Source organism: Actinoplanes lobatus (assembly GCF_014205215.1).
GTDB lineage: Bacteria > Actinomycetota > Actinomycetes > Mycobacteriales > Micromonosporaceae > Actinoplanes > Actinoplanes lobatus.
Genome location: NZ_JACHNC010000001.1, coordinates 8,549,278 through 8,571,722 on the forward strand (window position 1 = coordinate 8,549,278; position 22,445 = coordinate 8,571,722).

Here is a 22,445-nt window from a genome sequence, read left to right on the forward strand (position 1 = left end):
TTGCCAGTCACTCTATCCAGGTTAACCAGCGCGATCGCCGACTACACTGTTCGCGAGTTTCGTCACAACAGGTAACCCAGACGTTTGGCCCACGTCTGGCCGGTGACCTGCTCGGTTCCACCGAATCCGGGGTGCGGCTCCTGCGCCCGCAGCGTGAAACCGGCCGCCTCGTAGATGCGGCGGGCCGAGACGCACAGGTCCACGGTCCAGAGTGTGACCTCGCGGTAGCCGGCCTTCTCGGCGAACGCCAGGCACTCCCCCACCAGGCGGGAGCCGACACCGCCGCCGCGGGCCGCCCCGGTCACCAGCAGGACGCGCAGCTTCGCCGTGCCCGGCTCGTCGCCGGCCGCCAGCATGACGCAGCCACTGCGCTCGCCGCCGGTCTCGGCGATCCAGGCCGCCTCGCGGTCCCGGTCGTGGCCCGCGGCGTAGTCGGCCACGATGCGGGCGACCAGCGCCTCGAACCCGGCATCCCAGCCGAACTGGCGTTGGTACTCCTCGCCGTGGGCCATCACGATCCAGCCCAGATCGCCCGGCCGGTCGGCCCTGCGCAGCACGGTCATCCCACTTCCTCCCTCACTGAAACAGTCGTTTCAGTCCGCGTATGCTAACCCGATGTCCGCACGCCAGAAAGAGCTGCTCGAGGCGGCCTACCGGTACGCGCTCGACAACGGGATCGCCGACCTGTCCCTGCGGCCGCTCGCGGCCGCGATCGGCTCCAGCCCGCGGGTGCTGCTGTTCCTCTTCGGCAGCAAGGACGGGCTCGTACGGGCGCTGCTGGCCCGCGCCCGCACCGACGAACTGGCGCTGCTGGAGGGCGCCGGAGACGACCTCGGCGACGTCTTCGCCCGGGTGTGGACCTGGCTGGCCGCCGAGGAACACCGTCCGCTGCTCCGGCTGTGGACCGAGGCGTACGCGCGCTCCCTCACCGAACCGGACGGGCCGTGGGCCGGCTTCGCCCGGGCGACCGTCGACGACTGGCTCGGCGTACTGGCGGCCGGGCAGCCGGAGGCCGAACGCGACACCCCGGACGGGCTGGCCCGCCGCACCCTCGCCCTGGCCGTGCTGCGCGGGGCGCTGCTCGACCTGCTGGCCACCGGTGACACCGAACGGGTGGGCGCCGCCGTCCAGGGGTGCGGTTTTCCGCAGTGGCGTCCCTGAGGATTGTCCGTCCAGGTCGGAGGGCCGGCCTCATGGTCGCCGGGCCCGCGGATTTCTAGCGTCGGGGCATGACTTTCGGTGATCTGGAAAGTGGTGTCGTCGGCCTGGTGGAGACCCTCGGCGCGCCCGGCGCGGGCCTCGCGGTGGCCCTGGAGAACCTGTTTCCGCCCATCCCCAGCGAGGTGATCCTGCCGTTGGCCGGGTTCGCGGCCGGGCAGGGACGGATGAGCCTGCTCGCGGCGATCCTCTGGACGACGCTCGGCTCGGTGGCCGGTGCCCTGGTGCTGTACCGGGTGGGCGCCCTGCTCGGGCGGGACCGGTTGCGGGCGATCGTCGAGCGGCTGCCACTCATGAGGGTGGAGGACTTCGACCGGACCGAGGCGTGGTTCGCGCGGCACGGGGCGAAGGCGGTGTTCCTCGGGCGGATGATCCCGATCTTCCGCAGCCTCATCTCGGTCCCGGCCGGGGTGGAGCGCATGCCGGTGGGCCGCTTCCTGCTGTACACGACGGCGGGCAGCGCGATCTGGAACGTCGTGTTCGTGCTGGCCGGCTACCAGCTCGGGGAGAACTGGCATCGCGTCGAGGAGTACGCCGGCCTCCTGCAGAAGGCCGTCATCGTCGTCTGCGGGATCGCCGCCGCGATCTTCGTGGCACTCCGGCTGCGCCGGATCCGGCGCGAGCGGGCGGCCGTGCGGGCCGGTTCCACGGGGCGTGGCACCGTGTACGGGACCGCGCGCCGGCCGGTCGATCGCTGACATCGAGGGGGACGGCGTGCTGCGAAGGTGGACGCGGATACCCGTTGCGGTGGCGGCCGGGGCCGTTACCGGGGCCGCAGAGCTGCTGTTTCTGCTGGTTGCGGGGCTGGTCGTGATGTTCCCCCTGGTTCGGGGCCAGGTCGCCGGGGCGGCGCGGTGGATCGCCGACCAAGAACGGCGCCGCCTGGCGTGGGCCCGCAGCGAGCCGGCTCCCCCACCTCTACGGTCGGCGGGCCCGCGGGTGTTCGGCTATCTCGCGGCCCGGGCCCTGCCCGCCCTGCTCGGCGGCCTCGTTACCGCCCTGCTCGTCACCGGCGTCGCGCTCGCCGGGATCGTGGTCCGCTCGGTTCTGGCCGGGACGATGACCGTGCCCGGCCTACTCGGTCAGGTACTGCTCGGCATCACGCTGCTCACGCTCAACCTCCAGGGCTTCGTCACGGTGGCCGGGCTGGACCGCAGGCTGGCCCGGGCACTGCTCGAGTCGAGCACCCGCGAGGAGCTGGAACGGCGGATCGGCGAGCTGGCGGCCAGCCGGGCCGAGGTGGTCGCGGCCGTCGACGTCGAGCGGCAGCGCATCGAACGGGACCTGCACGACGGGTTGCAGCAGCGGCTGGTCGCGCTCGGCATGCTGCTCGGCCGGGCCCGCCGCAGCCCCGACCCGGAGCGGACGCGGGCGCTGCTGGACCAGGCGCACGCCGACGCCCAGCGCGCCGTCGAGGAGATGCGTGAGGTGGCGTGGCGGGTGTATCCGTCGGCTCTGGCGCACAGCTCGCTCGACGAGGTGCTGGCCATGGTGGCGCAGCGGTCCGCCGTACCGGTACGGATCGACCTCGCGCCGCACCCGCGACCGGGCCGGCCGGCCGAGACGGCGCTCTACTTCGTGGCGTGCGAGGCCGTGACCAACACCGCCAAGCACGGCGCGGCTACCGTGATCACGATCGCGGTCGGGCCGAACGCCACGGGGGTCGAGATGGTGATAACCGACGACGGGGTGGGCGGCGCCGACCCGGACGGCTCCGGCCTGCACGGGCTCGCCCGCCGGGTCGCCGCCCTGGACGGCCGCTTCGAGGTGCGCAGCCCACCCGGCGAAGGCACCACGATCCGGGTGGAGCTGCCGTGCGGATAGTCCTCGCCGAAGACTCCACACTCCTGCGGGAGGGCCTGATCCGGCTGCTGGCCGAGGAGGGGTACGACGTGGTGGCCGCGGTCGCCGACGCCGACCAACTGCTGGCGGCGGTCGCCGAACACCGGCCCGGCATGGTGGTCACCGACGTCCGGATGCCGCCGGCCGGCACCGACGACGGGCTGCGGGCCGCCGTCGAGATCCGCCGCCGCTGGCCGGGCACCGCCGTCGTGGTGCTGTCCCAGTACGTCGAGAAGCGGTATGCCGCGCAGCTGCTGGCCGACCGTTCCGACGGCGTCGGCTACCTGCTCAAGGACCGGGTGGCACACGTCGGCGACTTCCTCGACGCGCTGGAACGGGTCGCGGGCGGGGCCACCGCCCTCGACCCGGAGGTGGTCCAGCAACTGATGTCCACGACCGCACACGGCGACCCGCTGCACGCCCTCACCCCACGCGAGCGGGAGGTGCTGCACGAGATGGCGCAGGGCCACACGAACGCATCCGTCGCGGCCCGGCTGCACATCTCGCAGAGCGCCGTCGAGAAGCACGTGAACACCATCTTCGACCGGCTCGGCCTGTCCCACGTCACCGGCTACAGCCGCCGGGTACTGGCCATCCTGCGCTATCTCGGCGCGGGCTAGAGATCTTTCGTGGTCGAGGTCCGTCTGTCGCTTCCGCCCCTTCCCGGTACGCGTGACGTCGTCCCCGTCTCATCAGGGCCGTTCCGTCCGGTCGGCGCGCGCTTGCTGCCCGCTCCGGCCTGTGCCGCGCCCGCCGGGCGTAGATCGGTCGGATACTCCCGCAGGTGCCGCCCTGTCGCGCCGGGATGGGTCGTCGGGGTGGTGATCGCCAGGCAACCCGGGTGCTACTCCCTGCCGTCACGCCAGTCACGCCCGGGTGGGTGGTTGCGGTGGTGATCGCCAGGCAACCCGGGTGCTACTCCCTGCCGTCACGCCGGTCACGCCCGGGTGGGTGGTTGCGGTGGTGATCGCCAGGCAACCCGGGTGTTGCACCCGGCCGTCACGCCGGTCGCGCCGGGTGGGTGGTTGCGGTTGACGCGCGGTCGCGCCATGAGGGAGCCCGCCGGGAGTCACTCACCGTGACCATGGCGGTGAGTGCGTGGAGGCGCGTGGTACATCGGTGTTGTTCTGCCCACCTCCATCTTCCACAAGGGCCGGTGACCGGGATCCCGCGCTCACACGGAGTTCCGGCCGGTCGGGTTTGTGGAGTGAGCGGGCACGAAAGCCGCCGAGTGGACGGCCGTCACGGCGATAGGCGGGTGGGCGCACACGCTGGCGATGTCGTGGTCGCCTACCTGCCCTACAACGGTGGTGGCGCACACGGCGACTTGCGTGTGCGGCCGCCGGGCCTGGTGGGACCGCGGATGACGACCACCGTGACCGGCGCAACGGCCGAGAGCGGCAACCCGAGTGCCTGGCCAGCAACACCGCAACCACCCACCCGGCGGGACCCGGTCCGCCGAGGGCGAGAGCCGACGCCCCGGCCGTGACCGGCGGCAAGAAGGGGGCCGGGACGGCCTGCCCGGCCACCGATCTACGCCCGGCGGGCGCGGCAAAGGACGGAGCGGGCAGCAAGCGCGCGCCGACCGGACGGAACAGGACGGATAAGGCGGGACGACGTCACGCGTACAAGGAAGAAGGAGCCGGAAGCGGAACGCGGACCTTGACCACGAAGGTCTTCAGGGGTCGGCCAGGCCGGCACGCCACGTCCAGGCGGCGACGGCGACCCGGTTGTGCAAGCCGAGTTTCGCCTGGATGTTGGCGATGTGGGTCTTGGCCGTGCCGGGCGAGATGAACAGCTCGGCGCCGATCTGGGCGTTCGTCAGGCCCCGGGCGACCAGCCGGACGATGTCGGTCTCGCGGTTCGTCAGCGGGTGGGGCGCCTCCGGCCGGGCCGCCGCCGTCGCGGCCCGCAGCAGCCGGACGGTGACCTCCGGGCTGATCAGGGCGTCGCCGGCGACCGCCGCTCGGACACCCTCGACCAGCAGCGCCGGGCCCGACCGTTTGAGCAGGAAGCCGCATGCGCCGTTGCGCAGCGCGCCGTCGACGTACGCGTCGTGGTCGAAGGTCGTCACCACGACCACGCGCAGGCCGGCCTCGGTGAGCAGCCGGGTCAGTTCCAGGCCGTCGATGCCCGGCATGCGGATGTCGGTGAGCACGACGTCGGGCCGCAGGCGGCGGGCCAGGTCCAGGGCCGCCGTCCCGTCGGCGGCCTCACCGACGACCGTGATGTCCGGCTGGGAGTCCAGCACCAGGCGGAAGCCGCCGCGTACGTCCGGCTGATCGTCGGCGAGCAGGACACGGGTGGTCACGAGCCGCCGCCGGGGAACACGGCGACGACCTCCCAGCCGCGGTCGGCCGGTCCGGCGGTCAGGGTGCCGCCGACGGCGGAGACCTGCTCCCGCAGGGCCGCCAGCCCTCGGCCACCGGCGCCGGGCGACCGCCGCTGCGGGGGTGTGGCGCCGGGTCCGTCGTCGCGTATCCGCACCTCGACACCGGTGGGTCCGCCGGTGACGGACACGTCGACCCGCCTCGCCGAGGCCGCGTGCCGGCGGACGTTGGTCAGCGCCTCGGTCACGACCCGGTACGCCACCGCCCCGGTGTCGCGTGGCGCCCGCACCGGGCGCGGGTCCTCGGTGAACCGGACGTCGGCATCGCCTCCGGCCCGGAACCGGTCGACAAGGCCGGGCAGGTCCACCAGTGTGGGCACCGGCCGGACCGCCGGACCGTCCGGCTCGTGCAGCATGCCGACCATGCGATCCATCGTCGCCAGCGCGGCCAGCCCGGCGGCCTCGATGCGTTCCAGAGCCGCGCCGGCCGCCTCCGGGCGGCCGGGCGCCACGAAACGGGCCGCCTGCGCCTGGGCGACGATGCCGCTCACGTCGTGGGCCACGAAGTCGTGCAGGTCCCGCGCCCACCGCAGCCGCAACTCCTGCCGGGCCTGCTCCACCTCCACGGCCCGCTGGTGGGCGGTCAGCCGCGGATAGCCGCCGGCGACGAGCGCCATCCCCGCCGGAGCCGTCCACACCAGCGCGGCCGCCAGCCGCTCCACGATGGGCAGGTCGGCGGCGAGAAACCACAGCCAGGACGCCATCGCGCCGCCGGCGAGCAGCGCGGCCGCGGCGATGTGCCGGCGCGGGCCCCACCGCACCGCCACCGCGAGCAGCGCCGCGAGCGCCCCCGACACGGCGAAGTGGAGGCTCGGGGCGGTGCCGGCCAGCGGGCTCGCGCACAGCGAGAGGCCGCCGGCGGCCATGGTGATCCGGCCGAGCAGGGCACGCAGCATGGCCCGATCGTAGGCGGCCACCCGGTGCCGCCGCCCTCTGCCGATCGGCAGAGAAACCGCGGACCGGCCGGGCCCGGATCGCCATATCGGCAGATGGTTCCGCGTACGCCGGCGGCCGAGGCTGAGAGACGACGGATCCCGGAAGGAGCGACATGTCTCGAACGACGGCACGGGTGGCGCAATGGTGGCGGCGGTGGCCGTTCTGGTCGGGATACGCGGCCGCCGGCTGGTCACTGATGTACGGCTCGCTGGGTCTGTACTGGACGGCCGGCGGCGGTGGGTTCCCGTTCGCGCCGGCCGTCGACGACCGCCGGTCCGGATCGGTGCTGGAGGGAAGCCCGGTCGAGGTGGTCGCCCCGGTCATGGCCGTGCTCGGGCTGCTCGGAGCGGTCGTCGCGCTGGCGATGGCCCGTGGCGCCGGCTCCCGGCGCACCGCGGTCGCGATGATCGTTTTCGGCTGGTTCACGGCGGCCGGGCTCGCCCTGGCCATCCCCGACTACACGATGATCGCCCTGGTCGCGTTCGCCCCGTTGCTGCTGGTCTTCGCGTTCACCGGCGTGCCCGGCCCCCAGGAGGGAATCGGCGACATCCTGTACTGGCACCGCACCAATCTGATCATCCTGTTCGCCGGGGGTCTGCTGTGGGCCGCCGCCACGCTCGCCCACCAGCGCCGGGTGCGTGGCGAATGCCGGCACTGCGGCCGCCATCCCGCCACCGGCCCCGGCCCGTCCCGGCGCACCCTGCTGCGGTGGGGACGCTGGGCAGTGCTGGTCGCCTGCGTGGCGCCGCTGCCGTACGAGATCACCCGGGTGGCCTGGTTTCTCGGCCATCCCCTCGGCATCAGCCACGACTTCCTGCGGATGATGCAGGACACGCCGGGCATGCTGAGCATCGGCCTGGGCTGCGCGATCGCGTCCGCGGTCGGCGGTGTCCTCACGCACGGCCTGGTCAGCCGGTGGGGCGAGGTCTACCCACGGTGGATCTGGTTCCGGGCCGGGAAGCCGGTGCCGCCCGCCCTCGCGGTCGTGCCCGCGTCGATCGTCGCCGTCGTCCTGGTTCCGGCCGGGCTGATGATGGTCTGGGACCCGGACATCGGCGACGGGTGGGCGCTGCGGGCGCCCAGCATCCTCTGGCTGTTCTGGAGCGCCGGCCTGGCGGCCGCCACCTACGCCTACCATCTGCGCCGTCGCGGTTTCTGCCGCGCCTGCGGCCGCGGTGGATGGCCGGAACCCGTCGAGGGTACGCGCGGCGGCGCACCCGCCACAGTTGCCGGCTGACGGTCAGCCCGCCGCTGGTTTGCGGGCCAGCAGGCGGTAGGTGTTGCCGCCCGCCGTGAACGCGATCGCCGCGCCGGCCAGACGGTCCAGGACCGCGGCCGGGATCACCAGCGGGATGACCGCACTCCAGGCCAGGGCTCGCCGAACCCGGGTCCAGCGGGTCGCCGGCCGGCCGGCCCAGGGGCGGTCCGGGTCGGGGAAGTGGCTGTTCATCCAGAGCAGGATCGCGGCGGACAGGTCGCACGGCTGGTGGGCCCGGCCGGTGTCGGTGGCGACCACGGTCAGGCCCCGGGCGGTGATCGCCTCCACGAGACGGGGCAGCGAGACGAGGTTCAGGTGCTGTGGCTGGAAGTACGGCAGCCACAGGCTGCGCAGCAGGCGGGCCGGGCCGAACCGCGGGTTCGGGACCTCGATGAGCAGGTGGCCGCCCGGTGGCAGGGCACGGGCCGCGGCCTCGATCTCGGCCCGCGGATCGAGCGTGTGCTCCAGGTAGTGGTGCATGCTGATCACGTCGTACCGGCCGGCGAGACCGTCCGCCGCCTCGGGGAACATGCCCTGGTGGGCGGTGCCGATCCAACCGCGGCGCTGGGCCTCCAGGACGCCGTCGCCCATGTCGAGGCCGTCGAAGACGGTGTCGGGGAACTCGGGCGCCGCGTACCGGCAGAAGTGGCCCCAGCCGGTGCCGACGTCCAGCCACCTGCGCGGGTGGGTGTGGGCGCGGACCATGTCGACCCGGCCACGGTAGAAGTCGACGGTGCCGGCCAGGAGCTTCTCGCTGGAGGACTCGCCCAGCCCGTCGTAGACGTCGCGGTAGTAGAACTCCAGCCCGGCGCCGTTCAGCCGGGGGTTCTGGAAGGTGTGCCCGCAGTCCCGGCACTGGTCGAGCGAGAAGGAGCCGGGCTTGCTCATGATCCGGTCCGGGGAGGTGAGACGGTGGCGCAGATCGGTGCCGCCGCACCAGGGGCAGTCGTCGCGGCGGGGCTCGAAGAAGCGGCTCGTTCCGTCGGCCAGGTCCCGGGTGTAGCCGGTCCGGGCGTGGGCGCGGCGTTCGTCCATCTCCCGGTCGTACGGTGACCGCCACGTTCCCCGGGCGCACCGCCACCAGCGCAGCGGGTCGCGGAACGGGCGCAGCCAGGCGGCCCGGGCACGGTCGGCCGGGCGCACGGCGGTGCCGGCCGTCACCAGGTAGGGCTGGGCGGCGTAGGCGGCGAGGGCGAGCAGTCCCCACGCCGGGTCGAGGACGACCGCGGTGGCCAGCAGCAGGTAGCCGTACAGGCGGCCGGCCAGGGTGGCATGCACCGACGCGGTGGAGGCGCGCAGCCGGGCCCGGAACGTCGCCGGGTCGTCCGGAACGGCGGTGAGCGCCGGGGTCACGAGCAGGCCGGCGTCGGCCGCGGCGTACTTCTTCAGCCGGTCGGCGATCCGGATCATGGTGGCCGGGTCATGGCCGCCGCCGGATTCCAGCCCTGCGCGGGCGGCCAGGGCCTCGTCGACCAGCAGGGCCTGGCCGGCGCCGCGGCCGGGCGCCAGCGGATCGGTCCGGTAGGTGGCCGGGTCGACCTGGCGGACCAGGGTGAACGTGTCGGACATCGGCAGGTCGGCGGGGACCAGGTCCAGGACGGCGAGGCCCTCCCGCACGGCGTGGGCCACCGCCTGCGCCCGGGTCCGCTCGTCGACAGTGACTCCGGCGGCGGTGATCAGGATGAAGCGGTCGGCCTCGTCCTCCGGAGGGTCGCCGCCGCCGGGCCGGGTGTCCGGCTCCCGAGCGGCCGGAACGTAGATGGCCTCGCCCGCCGGGGAACCCGATGAACCGGTCGCGGACCCTGGGGTCCCGGCGGATGAGGCGGGCACGGAGACCGGCATCCGGGCGGGCGCGGCCGGCACGGTGACCGGGTTCCTGGCGGGAACCGGGGGAAGCGACGGGATGGCGCGGAGACGGGCGCGCAGGCGCAGCCCGTCCAGCAGCAGGACGGCGGCCGCGACGGCGGCGGGCAGCATCGACCCGTTCAACGGGTGACCTCCGGGATCAGAATGGTGGAACGTGCGAGAGATTCCAGGTGGGTGACCGCCTCGTCCGCGCCACCGGCAGCGTGGAAGGCCGCGCGGATCCGGGCCGCCGCGTGGGCGTACCCCGGATCGCTGTGGATCGTGTCGACGGCCGCGCCGATGTGGGCGGCGGTGGCGTGCGCGAAGCGCAGCCGGACGCCCGCGCCCGCGTTCACCACCTGGCCGGCGACGATGCTCTGGTCGTCACGGATCGGGGCCACCACCAGCGGTCGGCCGTGCCACAGCGACTCGGCGACCGTGTTGTGCCCGGCATGGCAGATCACCAGGTCGGCCCGCTTCAGTACGGCCTGCTGCGGCACCCACGGTGTCACGTGGACGTGGCCGGGGCACGGCCCGACCACCCGGCCGGGGTCGGTGATCACCGCGTGCAGGCCGGGGCGCGCGGCCAGGGCTTCGGCGCAGGCCCGCAGGAAGCGGGCCCCCGTCTCGGTGGACTGGGTGCCGAGCGTCACCAGGACCAGCGGCCGGCCGGCGGGCGGATGGACCTCGGCCGGGCCGGGGGCCGCGGCGGAATCAGCGGGCCGACGGGGCCAGGGTGGAGTCCAGGTGCCGGGGTCGTCCAGCGGGGCCGGGCCGACCCAGCGCACCGAGGACGGCGCGGCGGTGGCGGGGCCGGTGAGCTCCGGGGTGGTGAACGCCAGGATCAGGTGCGGCGACATGCGTGGATCGGCGACCGGCCGCGGGTGGGCGACCGCGGCGAAGCAGCCGGACAGCCAGTCGCGCAGGGCCGGCGGGTACGGGTCGAGCAGTTCCGCCGATGTGGAGGCGGAGGTGGCCCAGGGCAGTCCGGCTTCAGCGGCCGCGTAGGCACCGGCCCACGCCTGCTGGTCGGCGACGACCACGTCGGGCCGGTGCCGGATGATCGCGGCGCGGAGACCGGGCAGCATCGCGGTCGCCAGCGGCACCAGGAAGTCCTCGACGAGGAACCGCAGCGCGGCGAGCCCGCGCAGGCCGGGTTCTCGGGCGCCGACGGTGAAGGACACCGGAACGCAGTCGTGGATCTCGGCGGTGGGCCCGAGGCGTTCCCGCAGCCACCGGCCCGTCCCGGCCCACACCACGTGGTGGCCGCGGGCGGCGAGGCGGGCGGCGACCGCCCGCAGCGGGGCGAGGTGTCCGGTCAACGGCGGCACCACGATCAGGAAACGGCTCACGGCGTCACGGCCCCGGCGAGGGCGCCCCGGCGGGCGGCCAGCCACGGCAGGACGACGGCGGCCACCTCCTGAGGCGCGGAGGCGAGCAGCGCGTGGCCGTGGCCGGGAATCACGGCGACGTCGCACGGTGGCAGCAGGCCGAGGACGGTGTCCAAGCGGGCGTGCAGGCCGGAACCGCCGCCGACGACCATCAGCAGGGGGCACCGCAGCCAGCCGTCCGGATAGCGGTCGGCGAGACCGGTCCGGTCCAGGACCTCGGCGGCCAGCGTGGTGGCCTGGAGCGCCCGCGCCGTCGCGGTGAACCGCCGGGCCAGGACGGGCAGGGCGGATTCGCGTTCGGCCCGGGCGATCCACTCGGGGTCGGCGAGGTAGGCGGCCAGCCCGGCCAGTTCGCCGGCGGTCCGCTCGGCCCAGCCGGGGGTCGGCGGCTCGGATTCGATGACGACCAGGGAGGCGACGCCGTCCGGGAAGCGGTGGGCGTACCGGAAGGCGACCGTGCCGCCCCACGAGTAGCCGACCAGGTGCACCGGCCCGGTGATCCTCAACTCGGCGAGGAGCCCGGCCAGGTCGCCGGTGGCGTAGTCGACGCCGTACCCGTGCGGTGGACGGTCACTGCGGCCGTGTCCGCGCAGGTCGTAGGCGGTGACGTCGAAGCCGAGGGCGGCGACCGGCCCGGCCAGGGTGAAGTAGTAGCAGGCCATGCTGTCGCCCAGGCCGTGGACGAAGACGAGCGGTGGCGCGCCCGGATCGGCCTGCCGCATCCGCTGGACGTGCAGGCGTACCCCGTTGGTGTTGATGTGGGCCATCGGCTCAGGCGTGTTCCAGGCGGGCCGTCACGTACTCGGCGAGGTCGCCGACCCGCAACGTGATGATCTCCGGAAGCGTCCGGGTGGACAGGAAACCGGCCAGGTCGATACCGGGGCCGTAGCGTTCGGTGAGCAGGGTGCCGAGCACCACCAGGTCGATGCTCTCGAAGGCGAGGTCGGCGTCGAACGACGTGTCCGGGGTGATCGGCACGGCGTTCAGGTCGTACCCGTCGAGGACCTCGCGGATCAGGTCACCGATCTCGGCGAGAACGGTTTCGGTGGTCACGGCAGCACCTCTCGGTCGGTGGTCCAGGCGACGACGTGCCGTCGTCCTTCGTGATGCAGATCGGTCAGGCGTACGCGCAGATCGCCCGCCGTGGTCGCGACGGTGGCCTCCGTGTCACTCGCGGCGATGACGCGCAGCGTGTGCGGGTTGCCGCCGAGGCCGGTGCCGAGCGCCTTGCCGGCGGCCTCCTTGGCGGCGAAGAAGCGGGTGAACCAGACGGCCCGGTCGCCGCCGAGCAGGTCCCGTTCGGCCGGGGTGAGCGCCGCGGCGACGGTGGCGTCGTCGCGGTCGGCGACCTCGAGGACGTCGATGCCGACCGGCCCGGACGGACGGGCCAGGGCGACGCCGATCGATCCGTGGTGGGCGATCGAGACGGCCAGCGGCGGTAACCGGCGCCCGTGCCGTCCGGTGATCCACGGCCGTCCGGCCTCGTCGTTGCCGGTGTCGAGCTCGATCGGGAAGACCTCGGGGTCGGTGAGCATGGCGCGGACCGCGTCCTTGAGGGCGATCCGGCCGAGCAGCCACGGGTCCCGGCCGCGGGCCGGCCGCCGCTGGTAGAGGGCCCATTCGGCGGGGGTGAGGTAGGTACGGGCGATCAGGTCGCGGCTGGCCTGGTCGGCCCAGTGGGTGGTGGCCCAGTGCCAGCCGGCCTCGTGGCGGCGGGCCAGCCGGGCGGTGGCGGGCGACCGGTCCACGGCCCGGACCGCGTCGTCGCTGGTGAACCGGTGCAGCCGCCAGCCGTGCATCTCGGCCCGCACCGTGCCGTCGTGGACCAGTTGCAGGTCGGCGGTGACCGTGCCGCCGGTGACGGCGACGATCCGGACATGGCAGGTGAGCGTGTCGCCGGGGGCCGGGTCGGGGCCGTACAGGCGCAGCGCGGTGAGGGCGACCGGGAAGGCCCGGTTGTCGCCGTCCAGCTCCTCCGTCATCCAGTAGCCGACAAGTTGGGCGGCGCTGTCCAGCAGGGCGCCACCGGCGGCCGGGGTGGTCAGGGTGCCGTGCACGTGCCGGGCGCCGATCCCGTCGATGCCGGTCACGCCCTGGTAGGCGGGGCCGTGGAACATCCAGCGGCCGGCGTACATCTGGGTCGCGGTCAGGCGTGGCGTGCGGCCCGGTTCGGCGGGTTGCGGCCACACCGCCGGGGCGGGCGGGTAGGCGCCGCTGAACTCGACGGTGGCGCGGGCGTACCCCTGTGCCGTGACGCGGCGGCGGTCCGGCGTGTCGGCGTCGATCGCGAAGGTGACGGTGACCGGCGGCGCGACCGCGAGCCAGCGGTCGAACCCGGCGTCGTGCACACCGGTCACCACGCCGCTCGCGGTGGGCCGGGCCGCGTCGCACAGGTGCCGGATCAGGTCGGTGGCCGGGACCACCGGGAAGCCGTCGCCGGGTTCCGGCCAGCCGAGCGGCAGCTGCACGAACGTGTGGTCACGCAGATAGGGCAGCCGGTCCAGGGACAGGTGGCGGCGGACCGTGGTGGTGGGCACGGCGCGCCGCCGGACGGCGGCGACGACGTCGGCCGCGGCCCGGGCGGTCTCGGCGGCGACGGCGGCGGCCCGGTGGTCACCGGATTCGACGGGTACGGCGACGCGGCCCAGGAGCGCGGCGGCGTCCTCGCCGAGCGACACCACGGGGTTGCCCAGCGACAGCCGGACCGTCGCCCCGGAGGACGACCGGGGGTTCCGTGGCGCGAGCAGGTCCCCGCCGGGCTCGGCGCCCTCGGCCCACAGCGCGGCGAGCACCCGGGTGAGCTGCCCGGTCCCGGTCTGCCGGGGGGTGGTGGCGGCGATCGCCAGGTGGTCGTGGCCGCGCAGCACGTCGTGCACCAGCGAGGCGAGCCCGCCCGGCCCGACCTGGACGAAGGCGCGGACCCCTTCGGCGTGCAGCCGTTCGACGAGTGGCCGGAACCGGACCGGTTCGAGCAGGTGGCGGACGAACAGCTCGCGGATCGCGCCGGGCTCGTCCGGGTACGGCGCCAGCGTCGTCGCCGACCACAGCGGCGTCCGCCACGGCCTGGCGTCGAGGAGTTCGGCGGCGGCGGTGAGGCGGTGCACGTACGGCCGCAGCCGGGACGTGTGGAACCCGGACCGGAACGGCAGCACCTGCCCGGTGATCCCGTTCCCGGCCAGGGCGAGCAGCAGCTTCCCGACCTCGCCGGACGGGCCGCAGACCACGCACTGGTGGGGCGCGTTGTCGTGCGAGACGGTGACGCCGGTCCCGCCCAGGAACGGCTCGACGGTGCCGGCGCCGGCGCCGACCGCGGCGAACACCACGTCGGGCACCTGCCGGACGGCGTCGGCGAACGCCTCCAGCACGGGTTCCAGTTCGCCGTCGTGGTAGCCGGCCGCCACCGCCATGGCGGTCCACTCCCCCAGTGAGTGCCCGGCCAGCACGTCCGGGCGTACCCCCTGGTCGCGCAGCGCGGCGTCGAGCAGCCGGCTGGCCCGGGAGACCGACACGCCGTGCCGGTGCAGGCCGTCGGCTCCGGGCAGCGGCACGTCCCGGCCCATCCGGGCGGCGACGTCGGCGACCCGGGGCTCGAACTCGCCCTCCAGGCCCGGGTAGAGGAACGCGATCCGGCCCTGCCCGCCGGCCAGCAGCGGCCGTGGGCTGAACCAGATGTCCTGGCGTCCCCGCCACGGTTGCCCGGCCGCGACCACCTTGCGGGCGGTGGCCAGGGTGCGGGCGGTGGGCGCGACGATCGCGAGCCGCATACGGCCGGTCCCGGACGGTACGGGCGGCGGCCGGTCCAGCAGCGCCGCCAGCTCGTCGGTGGTGTCGGCGGCCAGCCGCAGCAGCGGCACCGGCTCCCGGACCCGCGGCGGGCGGCCGGCGGCCGGGGCCGCTTCCAGGACGGCGTGGGCGTTGACGCCGCCGAACCCGAACGCGTTGACGGCGGCCCGCCGGGTGTGACCGAACCAGGCGCGGGCCACCGGGATCGGCCGGAACCGGGTGGCGGCCAGCCCGGGGTGCGGGTCCTCGCAGGCGGGCATCGGTGGCAGCACGCCGTGGTGGACGGCGAGGGCGGCCTTGACGAATCCGGCGATCCCGGCGGCCGGCATGGTGTGGCCGATCAGTGCCTTCACCGAGCCGAGGACGGCGGGCCGGCCGGGACCGAACACGGCGTGCAGGGTGGCCAGCTCGCAGGCGTCGCCGGCCGCCGTGGCGGTGCCGTGCGCCTCGATCAGGCCGATCGCGTCCGGGTCGGTGGGGTCGAGTCCCGCGGCCGACCAGGCCTGGCGCAGCGCGGCGGCCTGACCGGCGGAGACCGGGTTCATCAGGCTGGCCGCGCCGGCGTCGCCGGACACCCCGGTGCCGCGGACCACGGCGTAGACCCGGTCGCCGTCGCGGCGCGCGTCGGCCAGCCGTTTGAGCACCACGATGCCGCTGCCCTCGCCGATGACCAGACCGTCGGCGGCGCCGGTGAAGGGGCGGCTGCGGCCGGTCGGGCTGACCGCGCCGAGCCCGGCGAAGACGCTCCACAGGGTGGTGTCGTGGGCGTGGTGGACGCCGCCGGCGAGCACCACGTCGCAGCGGTCGCGGGCGAGTTCGGCGACGGCCTGGTCGACGGCGAGCAGCGACGAGGCGCAGGCGCCGTCGACGGTGTACGCGGGGCCGCCGAACCCGTGCCGGTGGGCGATCCGGGCGGCCGCGAGGTTGGGCACCAGGCCGATCTCGGCGCCCGGCGACACCGGGCCGAGCCGGTCGGTGAACGCGTCGCGGATCCGGGCCGCGGTGTCCGGGTCCAGGCCGGGCAGCAGCTCGGTGAGGGTGTGGGCGAGCTGGTGGGCGCCGCGTACCCGCTGGTCGAACCGGGACAGGGCGGGGGTGAGGTAGCCGCCGCGGCCGAGGATCACACCGATCCGGCCGGGGTCGCACATGCCGGGTTCGAGGCCGGCGTCGGCGAGCGCGGCGCCGGCCACGTGCAGGGCGATCAGCTGATCGGGTTCGGTCAGCGGCAGCGCGGCCGGCATCACCCCGAGGGCGGCCGGGTCGACGGTGGCCAGGTCGCCGAGGAAGCCGCCGCGCCGGCCGGCGGGCAGCCCGTACCCGGGTGGGGCCTCGGTGACGCTGTCGGTGCCGGTGACGATGTTGCGCCAGTAGGTGTCCAGGTCGGGGGCGCCGGGGAACAGCACCGCCATGCCGACGACGGCGACCGGTTCCACGGTCACCAGCCCGGGGCCGCGTAGACGACGCTGGTCAGCGCCGGGTCGCCGTGGGTCAGCTCGTCCAGCAGGGCGGCGGCGCCGGCGGCCGGGTCGATCAGCTGGACGCCCCGTGCGGCGTACCGGCCGGCGAGTTCGGCGGTCACCATGCCGCCGTGCCTGCGGTCCGGCGCCCACGGCCCCCAGTGGACGGTGAGGCAGCGCCGTCCGGTGCGGGCCGCCCAGCGGCGGCCGCAGTCGTCGAGGGCGTCGTTGGCGGCCGCGTAGTCGCACTGTCCCCGGCTGCCGCGGACCGCCGCGACGCTGCCGAACAGGGTCACGAACCCGGGCGCGTCCGGCAGGTGGTCGAGGGCGTCCAGCACGTTGCGGGCGCCGTCGACCTTGGTGCCGAAGACGCGCCGGAACGAGTCGGTGGTCTTGTCGGCCAGCAGCCGGTCCTCGATCACCCCGGCCGCGAACACCACCCCGTCGAGCCGCCGGTACGCGGCGTGCACCGTCTTCACCAGCCCGTGGACCGCTTCGGCGTCGGTCACGTCGAGGGTGCGGTACTCGACGGTCCGGCTCAGGGCGCGCAGCTCGGCGACGGTGGCGGCCACCTCCCGCCGGGCCAGCACGGCACGGGCCCGCCGGTCGACGCCGGCCGGGTCGCGGCCGGCAAGGACGCGCCGCAGCGCGGTCAGGTCGGTGGCGGCGGCCAGTTCGGCGTCCTCCGGCTCGCCGTCCGGCGCGGTCCGGCCGGCCAGCACGATCCGGCAGCCGGTACGGGCCGCGAACTCACCCGCCACGGTCGCGGTGATCCCACGCCCGCCGCCGATCAGGAGCACCACGGAGTCCCGGTTCAGTTCGGTGGTGGCCCGTCCGGCGGACCGGGACGGTGGCACGGGCCGTACCGACGGCGCCAGCCGGTTCGTGCCGTGCCGGACGACCGGCTCACCGTCGCGGTCGGCGAGTTCGGCGGTCAGCAGCGCGGCGACGGTCGCCGTGTCCACCCCGGACGGCACGCTGACCAGCCTGGTCAGGACGCCGGGCCGCTCCTGCCGCATCGACCGGACGAAGCCCGGCAGCCCGTCGGCGCGGGCGTCGCCGTCGACTGCGGCGACCAGCACCCCACGGCCGGTCGCGGCGGCCGCCCGCAGCTCCTCGAACAGCACCGGAAGCCACGGCTGCTCGTCGTCGCCGTCGCCCAGCGGCCCGGCCAGGACGAGGTCGTCGCCGCCGTCGGCCACGACCGGGACGCCCTGCTCGCGCAGCGCCCGGACCAGCTCGTCCGGCCCGTCGACGGTGACCGTGCGCCCGGCCGGTACGGCGTCCGCGGCCGGCGGGGCCGGCGCCCATTCGCAAAGGAACCGTTGCGGCGCGACGGCCGGTGGCCCGCCGTCGAGCAGCGCCGCCATCTCCCCCGCGGTGCGGGCGCGGCCCAGCCGTTCCAGGGCGGGCCCGGTGCCGCCGGTCAGCTCGCCGACGATCTCGGTGCGTTTGATCGAGTCGATGGAGAGGTCGGCTTCCAGGTCGACGTCCGCGCCGATCAGGTCGACCGGGTAGCCGGTACGGGTGCTGATCACCGCCCGTACCCGGTCGAGGGTGTCCACCGGCTCGGCCGGGGCCGTGGCCGCGCCGGTGACCGCCGGCGCCGCCGTGGGCTCCGGGGCGTGGGCCGGCTCGACCGCGGCCGGCGGTGGCGTACCCAGGTAGGCGAGCATGACGTCGCGCTGGGTGGCCACGAACTCCCGGGTGGTGCGCAGGTAGTCCTCGATGAGCCGGTCGGGGTCGCCGGGCAGGGCGGCGGCCGGAACCGGGCGGGCGGCGGCGATCCCGCCGGTCAGGTAGGCGCCGTCGGCGGTCCGGACCGCGTGCCCGTCGACGGTCCAGCGCGGCGGTGGCGCCGGGACCGTGTCGGTGAGGTCGGTGGCGTCCCGGCCCCGGTAGAGCGGGTCGAGGTGCACCGGCACCCCGGCCAGGGCGAGTTCGGCGACCGCGGACAGGGCGCCGGCCAGTCCTCCGCCGGCCTGCTCGAAGTTCACCACCCGGTGCGGGCGGTCGGCGAGGATGGCGCCGACCAGGTTGCTGAGGGTGGTTCCGGGGCCGCATTCGGCGAAGACGCGGGCGCCGGCGGCGTACATCGCCTCGATCTGGTCGGCGAAGCGGACCGGGGCGCCGATCTGGTCGCCCAGTTCGACGGCGATCAGGGCGGGCCGGTCCGGGTACGGCCGGGCGGTGCGGTTGGCGTACACCGGGATCCGGGGCGCCTGCGGCGACAGCCCGGCGACCGCCGCGGTGAACCCGGGCCCGGCCGCGGTCACGAGCGGACTGTGGAAGGCGCAGGCCACGTCCAGGGCGGTGACGGTGTGGCCGAGCGCCCGCAGCCGCGCGGTGGCCTGCTCGACGGCGCCGGGAACGCCCGCGATGACCGTCTGGGTGGGGCTGTTGTGGTTGGCCAGCACCACCCCGTCGACGGCGGCGACCTCGGCGGCGATCTCGTCGGGCGGGCCGGTGACCGCGGCCATCGTGCCGGGCTGGGATCCGGCGGCCGCGAGGATCTCCTCGGCCCGCCGCAGGCTCAGCGCGGACAGGGCGGTGGCCGGCAGCGCGCCGGCGGCGGTGAGGGCGACGAGTTCGCCGTAGCTGTGCCCGCCGGCCATGTCGGCGGTGACGCCGAGCAGGGTGAGGAAGCGGTGGGCGGCCAGGCCGGTGAGCCCGAGGGCGGGCTGGGCGTTGCGGGTGTCGCGCAGCCGGTTCCGCTGGCGGTGGGCGCTGTCCGGGTCGAAGGCCGCGCCGGGGTAGAGGGCCCGTACCCAGTCGCCGCCGTGCTCGGCGGGTTCCCGCAGTTCGGGGAAGGTGATCAGCAGCGACGCGAACATGTCGACGCGCTGGCTGCCCTGGCCGGGGAAGAGCAGTGCCAGTTTCGGGCGCTCGGTGGCCCGTACCCCGTCGTGGTCGAGGTTTTCCAGGCGGGACCGCAGGTCGTCGATCGAGGTGGCGAGCACCGAGTGGGTGGGCGCCGCCGCGGTACGCGACAGCCGGGCGGCCGCGGTCCGGGCGAGGTCCCGCAGCCGGGCCCGTGGGTGGGTGTCGAGCAGCCCGCGCAGCCAGGCGGCGTCGGCCGGTGAGGCGAACAGGAACAGTTCCACCGGCCACTGGTCGAGGCCGTGCCGTGGTTCCGGCCCGCGATGGCCGGTCAGCACGGCGTGGAAGTTGGTGCCGCCGAACCCGAACCCGCTGACCGCGCCGACCCGTCGTTCCAGGGTGTCCGGCCAGGGTCGCGCCACCTTGTCGAAGGCGAACGGGCTGTCCTCGGACCAGTCGTCGTGCGGGCGGGTGAGGTGCGTGGTGGGCGGGCGGATGCCGGTGTGGATGGACAGTGCCGTCTTGATCAGACCGGCCATGCCGGCCGCGCACTTGGTGTGGCCGATCTGCGACTTCACCGAGCCGAGCGCCGCCGAGCCGGGAGCCGCGCCGGCCTCGGTGTACACCCCGGTGAGGGTGGCCAGCTCGGTACGGTCGCCGACCACCGTTCCGGTGCCGTGCGCCTCGACCAGCCCCACCTCGGCCGGTGACACCCCGGCCTGCCGGTAGGCGCGCAGCAGCGCCGCCCGCTGGCCCTCCGGCCGGGGCGCGGTCAACCCGCGGGCCCGGCCGTCGCTGGCGCTGCCGACGCCGCTGATCACCGCGTACACCCGGTCGCCGTCGCGTTCGGCGTCGGCCAGCCGTTTGAGCACCAGGCAGCCGACGCCCTCGCCGAGCGCGATGCCGTCGGCCGCGGCGTCGAACGGGCGGGACCGGCCGGTCGGCGACAGCGCCCCGGCGGCCGCGAAGTGCCGGTAGTCGAGCAGGCTGTTGTGGGTGTCGGCGCCGCCGCACAGCACCAGGTCGGCGCTGCCGGTGACCAGTTCGCGGCAGGCGGCGTCGAGGGCGGCCAGCGAGGAGGCGCAGGCGGCGTCGACGATGTAGTTGGCGCCGCCGAGGTCCATCCGGTTGGCGATCCGGCCGGTGATCACGTTGGCGAGGACACCGGGGAAGGTGTCCTCGGTGAAGCCGGGCAGCTGCGCGTCCAGGGCCTCGGGCACCCGGTCCAGGTAGGCGGGCAGCACGGCCCGCAGGGTGAGCGCGTGCGCCAGTTCGCCGCCGGACTCGGCGCCGAAGACCACCGCGGTACGGGACCGGTCGAACGGCCGCCCGCTGTCGGCGGCGTCCGGGAACGGCTGGTAGCCGGCGTCGGCGAGGGCCCGCCCGGCCGCCTCCAGGGCGAGCAGCTGCACCGGCTCGATGGCGGCCAGCGACGCCGGCGGGATGCCCCAGGCGACCGGGTCGACCGGCACCCGGGGCAGGAATCCGCCCCACCGCGACGGAACGTCGTGCCGGTCCGGGTCCCACCGGTCGGCCGGCACCTCGGTGATGGCGTCGGCGCCGGCGACCACCTGCGACCAGAAGGCGGCGGTGTCCCCGGCGCCGGGGAAGATGCCGGCCAGGCCGACGATCGCCACGTCCAGCGGTGCGGCGGCGCGGTCCGGTTCCGGGCGCGCCACGGCGTCGGCCGGGGGCACGGCCAGCCACGCGGCGGCGCCGGCGGTCACCTCGGCGTGCAGTTCGGCCACGGTGGTGACGGCGTCGCGCAGCACCGCCACCTGACCGGCCATGAACAGGCCACCGTCGCGCTGCACCCGCTCGTCGACCGGTTCCAGATCCCCGCCGGTACGCCGCAGGCCCTTGCTGGCCAGTCGCAGCCGGCCCAGGTTGAGGCGTTCCAGCGCGTCCCAGATCTCCCGGTCCGGTGTTCCGGCGGCACGCAGCCGGTCCCGGGCCGCGGTGAACTCGGCGGCGTACGGGCTGGCCACGCAGCGGGTCAGGTGGCCGGGCGCGGTCTCCAGGACGGTGGTGGCCCGGGCCCGCAGGATCTCCTGCTGGAACACCGGCCCGATCGCGCCCGAGCCGACCGCCTCCGCGGTGAACAGGTACGCCGTGCCCATGAGCAGGCCCACCCCGGCGCCGCGGGCGGCCAGCGGCGCCGCGGCGGCGGTCGCCATGGCGGCCGAGCGGGCGTCGTGCACGCCACCGGCGAACAGTACGTCGAGGTGGTCGCCGGGGTGCTCGTCCAGCCAGTCGAGCAGCACCGGGATCTGCGCCTGCCAGAGCGCGAAGCTGCTGGCCGGGCCGATGTGCCCGCCGCATTCGGCGCCCTCGAAGACGAACCGGCGGGCCCCGGCGCCGAGGAACTGCCGCAGCAGGCCGGGCGACGGCACGTGCAGGAACGCGGCGACGCCCGCCGACTCCAGCCGGGCCGCCTGGTCGGGCCGGCCACCGGCGATGATCACGGCGGCCGGGCCGGCCTCGAGGATGGCGTCGAGCTGGGCGGCGCGGGTCTCCTCCGGGGCGAAGCCGAGGATGCCGGCCGCCCACGGTTGTCCGGCCACCGCCCGCGCCGTCGCCCGCAGCAGGGAGTGGCTGGTCTTGCCGTCGGCGAGCGACAGCGCGACACAGGGCAGCCCGCCTCCGGCGGCGACGGCGGCCGCCAGCTCGGGACGGTCGCTGACCCGGGTCATCGGTCCCTGGACCACCGGAAGGGTGGTGCCGAGCCGCCGGGCGAGCGGGGCACCCGGGCCGAGGGCGGGAGCGGTGCGCCCGGATTCGACGGCCGCCCGGATCGCCCGGATCACGCCGGGCACGTCGCGGTGGCGGCGGGCGAGGTCGGCGGCCAGGTACGCGTCCAGGCCGGCGCCCGAGGTCTGCCGGGTCAGCGCGGCGGCCATCGCCGGTGGCGGGCAGGCTTCCGGCAGCAGCGCCAGAGCCGTGTCGAGGACGACGCCGGCCGCTCCCCCGGCGACCGCGGCCGCCGCGGTGTGCGGGCCGATGCCGCCCCACGCCCACACCGGCACGCCCAGTTCGGCGAGCAGTTGCTGGAGCAGGACGAAGACGGACAGTCCGGCGTCCGGGTCACCGGTCTCGGCGCCCCGGGCGAGCAGGCCGTCGGCGCCGTCGGTGATCGCGGCGCGGGCCTGGACGAGGCCGGTGACCTCGGCTAGTACGGTCCGGCCGCCCCACACCCCGGCACTGATCCCGGCCGGCACGACCACGGTGTCCACCTGTTCCGGCAGGTCCGCGGCCGTCAGGGTCGCGTTCACCCGTACCCCGAACCGGCCCGGCACCCATCGCGCCGCCCGCCGCAGTTCGGCGGCCGCCGGACCGTCGTGTCCGCTGAGATCCAGCACACCCTGCACCCCGGCCCGGCAGCAGGCGGCCAGCAGCCGCCCGTCCGGGAGCCCGAAGGGGGTGACGGCCATGATCGTTGCAGTGTTCACTTCGGTGCAGTCCCCCCGAATCACCCGGCGGTGCCGCCCACGACCACCGATACTGCA

14 protein-coding genes are annotated in these 22,445 nt (G+C 75.3%); 5 read left to right on the forward strand and 9 right to left on the reverse strand.

What is annotated here, in order from left to right; all coding sequences use genetic code 11:
- Positions 1-62: 62 nt before the first annotated feature.
- On the reverse strand, positions 63-563 hold the full coding sequence (locus BJ964_RS39055) for a GNAT family N-acetyltransferase (RefSeq protein WP_188125356.1): 501 nt from the start codon (positions 561-563) through the stop codon (positions 63-65).
- Positions 564-615: 52 nt separating this feature from the next.
- On the opposite strand from BJ964_RS39055, the gene BJ964_RS39060 reads away from it, so the two are divergent.
- From BJ964_RS39060 to BJ964_RS39075, 4 genes are all read left to right on the forward strand, one after another.
- The gene (locus BJ964_RS39060) at positions 616-1,161 is read left to right on the forward strand and encodes a TetR/AcrR family transcriptional regulator (protein ID WP_188125357.1); all 546 of its coding nucleotides are present in this window, start codon (positions 616-618) and stop codon (positions 1,159-1,161) included.
- A gap of 68 nt (positions 1,162-1,229) precedes the next feature.
- Positions 1,230-1,916: a DedA family protein gene (locus BJ964_RS39065; RefSeq protein ID WP_188125358.1), complete on the forward strand. Its 687-nt coding sequence runs from the start codon at positions 1,230-1,232 to the stop codon at positions 1,914-1,916.
- 115 nt (positions 1,917-2,031) lie between these two features.
- On the forward strand, positions 2,032-3,042 hold the full coding sequence (locus BJ964_RS39070) for a sensor histidine kinase (protein WP_188125359.1): 1,011 nt from the start codon (positions 2,032-2,034) through the stop codon (positions 3,040-3,042).
- Positions 3,033-3,680 (forward strand): response regulator, encoded by a 648-nt coding sequence (locus BJ964_RS39075; RefSeq protein ID WP_188125360.1) that lies wholly within the window; start codon positions 3,033-3,035, stop codon positions 3,678-3,680. Before BJ964_RS39070 ends, BJ964_RS39075 begins: the two co-directional genes overlap by 10 nt.
- Positions 3,681-4,738: 1,058 nt before the next feature.
- On the opposite strand, the gene BJ964_RS39080 is transcribed toward BJ964_RS39075, so the two are convergent.
- A complete protein-coding gene (locus BJ964_RS39080) occupies positions 4,739-5,371 on the reverse strand; it encodes a response regulator (RefSeq protein WP_188125361.1) in 633 nt (210 codons plus the stop codon).
- Complete coding sequence (locus tag BJ964_RS39085) at positions 5,368-6,345, reverse strand: sensor histidine kinase (RefSeq protein ID WP_188125362.1); 978 nt, start codon at positions 6,343-6,345, stop codon at positions 5,368-5,370. The genes BJ964_RS39080 and BJ964_RS39085 overlap by 4 nt, the downstream gene beginning before the upstream one ends.
- Before the next feature lie 152 nt (positions 6,346-6,497).
- Between BJ964_RS39085 and BJ964_RS39090 the strand changes: the two genes are divergently transcribed.
- Positions 6,498-7,622 carry an NYN domain-containing protein gene (locus tag BJ964_RS39090; RefSeq protein ID WP_188125363.1) on the forward strand — a complete coding sequence of 375 codons (1,125 nt, stop codon included), beginning with the start codon at positions 6,498-6,500 and terminating at the stop codon, positions 7,620-7,622.
- Positions 7,623-7,625: 3 nt separating this feature from the next.
- On the opposite strand, the gene BJ964_RS39095 is transcribed toward BJ964_RS39090, so the two are convergent.
- The 6 genes from BJ964_RS39095 to BJ964_RS39120 are packed head-to-tail and all read right to left on the reverse strand — an operon-like array spanning position 7,626 to position 22,370.
- Entirely contained in the window at positions 7,626-9,632 is a 2,007-nt protein-coding gene (locus BJ964_RS39095; RefSeq protein WP_188125364.1) for a methyltransferase domain-containing protein, read from the reverse strand.
- Entirely contained in the window at positions 9,629-10,840 is a 1,212-nt protein-coding gene (locus BJ964_RS49365; RefSeq protein ID WP_188125365.1) for a glycosyltransferase, read from the reverse strand. The genes BJ964_RS39095 and BJ964_RS49365 overlap by 4 nt, the downstream gene beginning before the upstream one ends.
- Positions 10,837-11,646, reverse strand: coding sequence for an alpha/beta fold hydrolase (locus tag BJ964_RS39105; protein WP_188125366.1), 810 nt, complete (start codon positions 11,644-11,646; stop codon positions 10,837-10,839). Before BJ964_RS39105 ends, BJ964_RS49365 begins: the two co-directional genes overlap by 4 nt.
- A 4-nt stretch (positions 11,647-11,650) precedes the next feature.
- Positions 11,651-11,932 (reverse strand): acyl carrier protein, encoded by a 282-nt coding sequence (locus BJ964_RS39110; protein ID WP_203832800.1) that lies wholly within the window; start codon positions 11,930-11,932, stop codon positions 11,651-11,653.
- Positions 11,929-16,095: a beta-ketoacyl synthase N-terminal-like domain-containing protein gene (locus BJ964_RS39115; protein ID WP_203832799.1), complete on the reverse strand. Its 4,167-nt coding sequence runs from the start codon at positions 16,093-16,095 to the stop codon at positions 11,929-11,931. Before BJ964_RS39115 ends, BJ964_RS39110 begins: the two co-directional genes overlap by 4 nt.
- 2 nt (positions 16,096-16,097) lie before the next feature.
- On the reverse strand, positions 16,098-22,370 hold the full coding sequence (locus tag BJ964_RS39120; protein ID WP_188125367.1) for a type I polyketide synthase: 6,273 nt from the start codon (positions 22,368-22,370) through the stop codon (positions 16,098-16,100).
- Between the last annotated feature and the right edge of the window lie 75 nt (positions 22,371-22,445).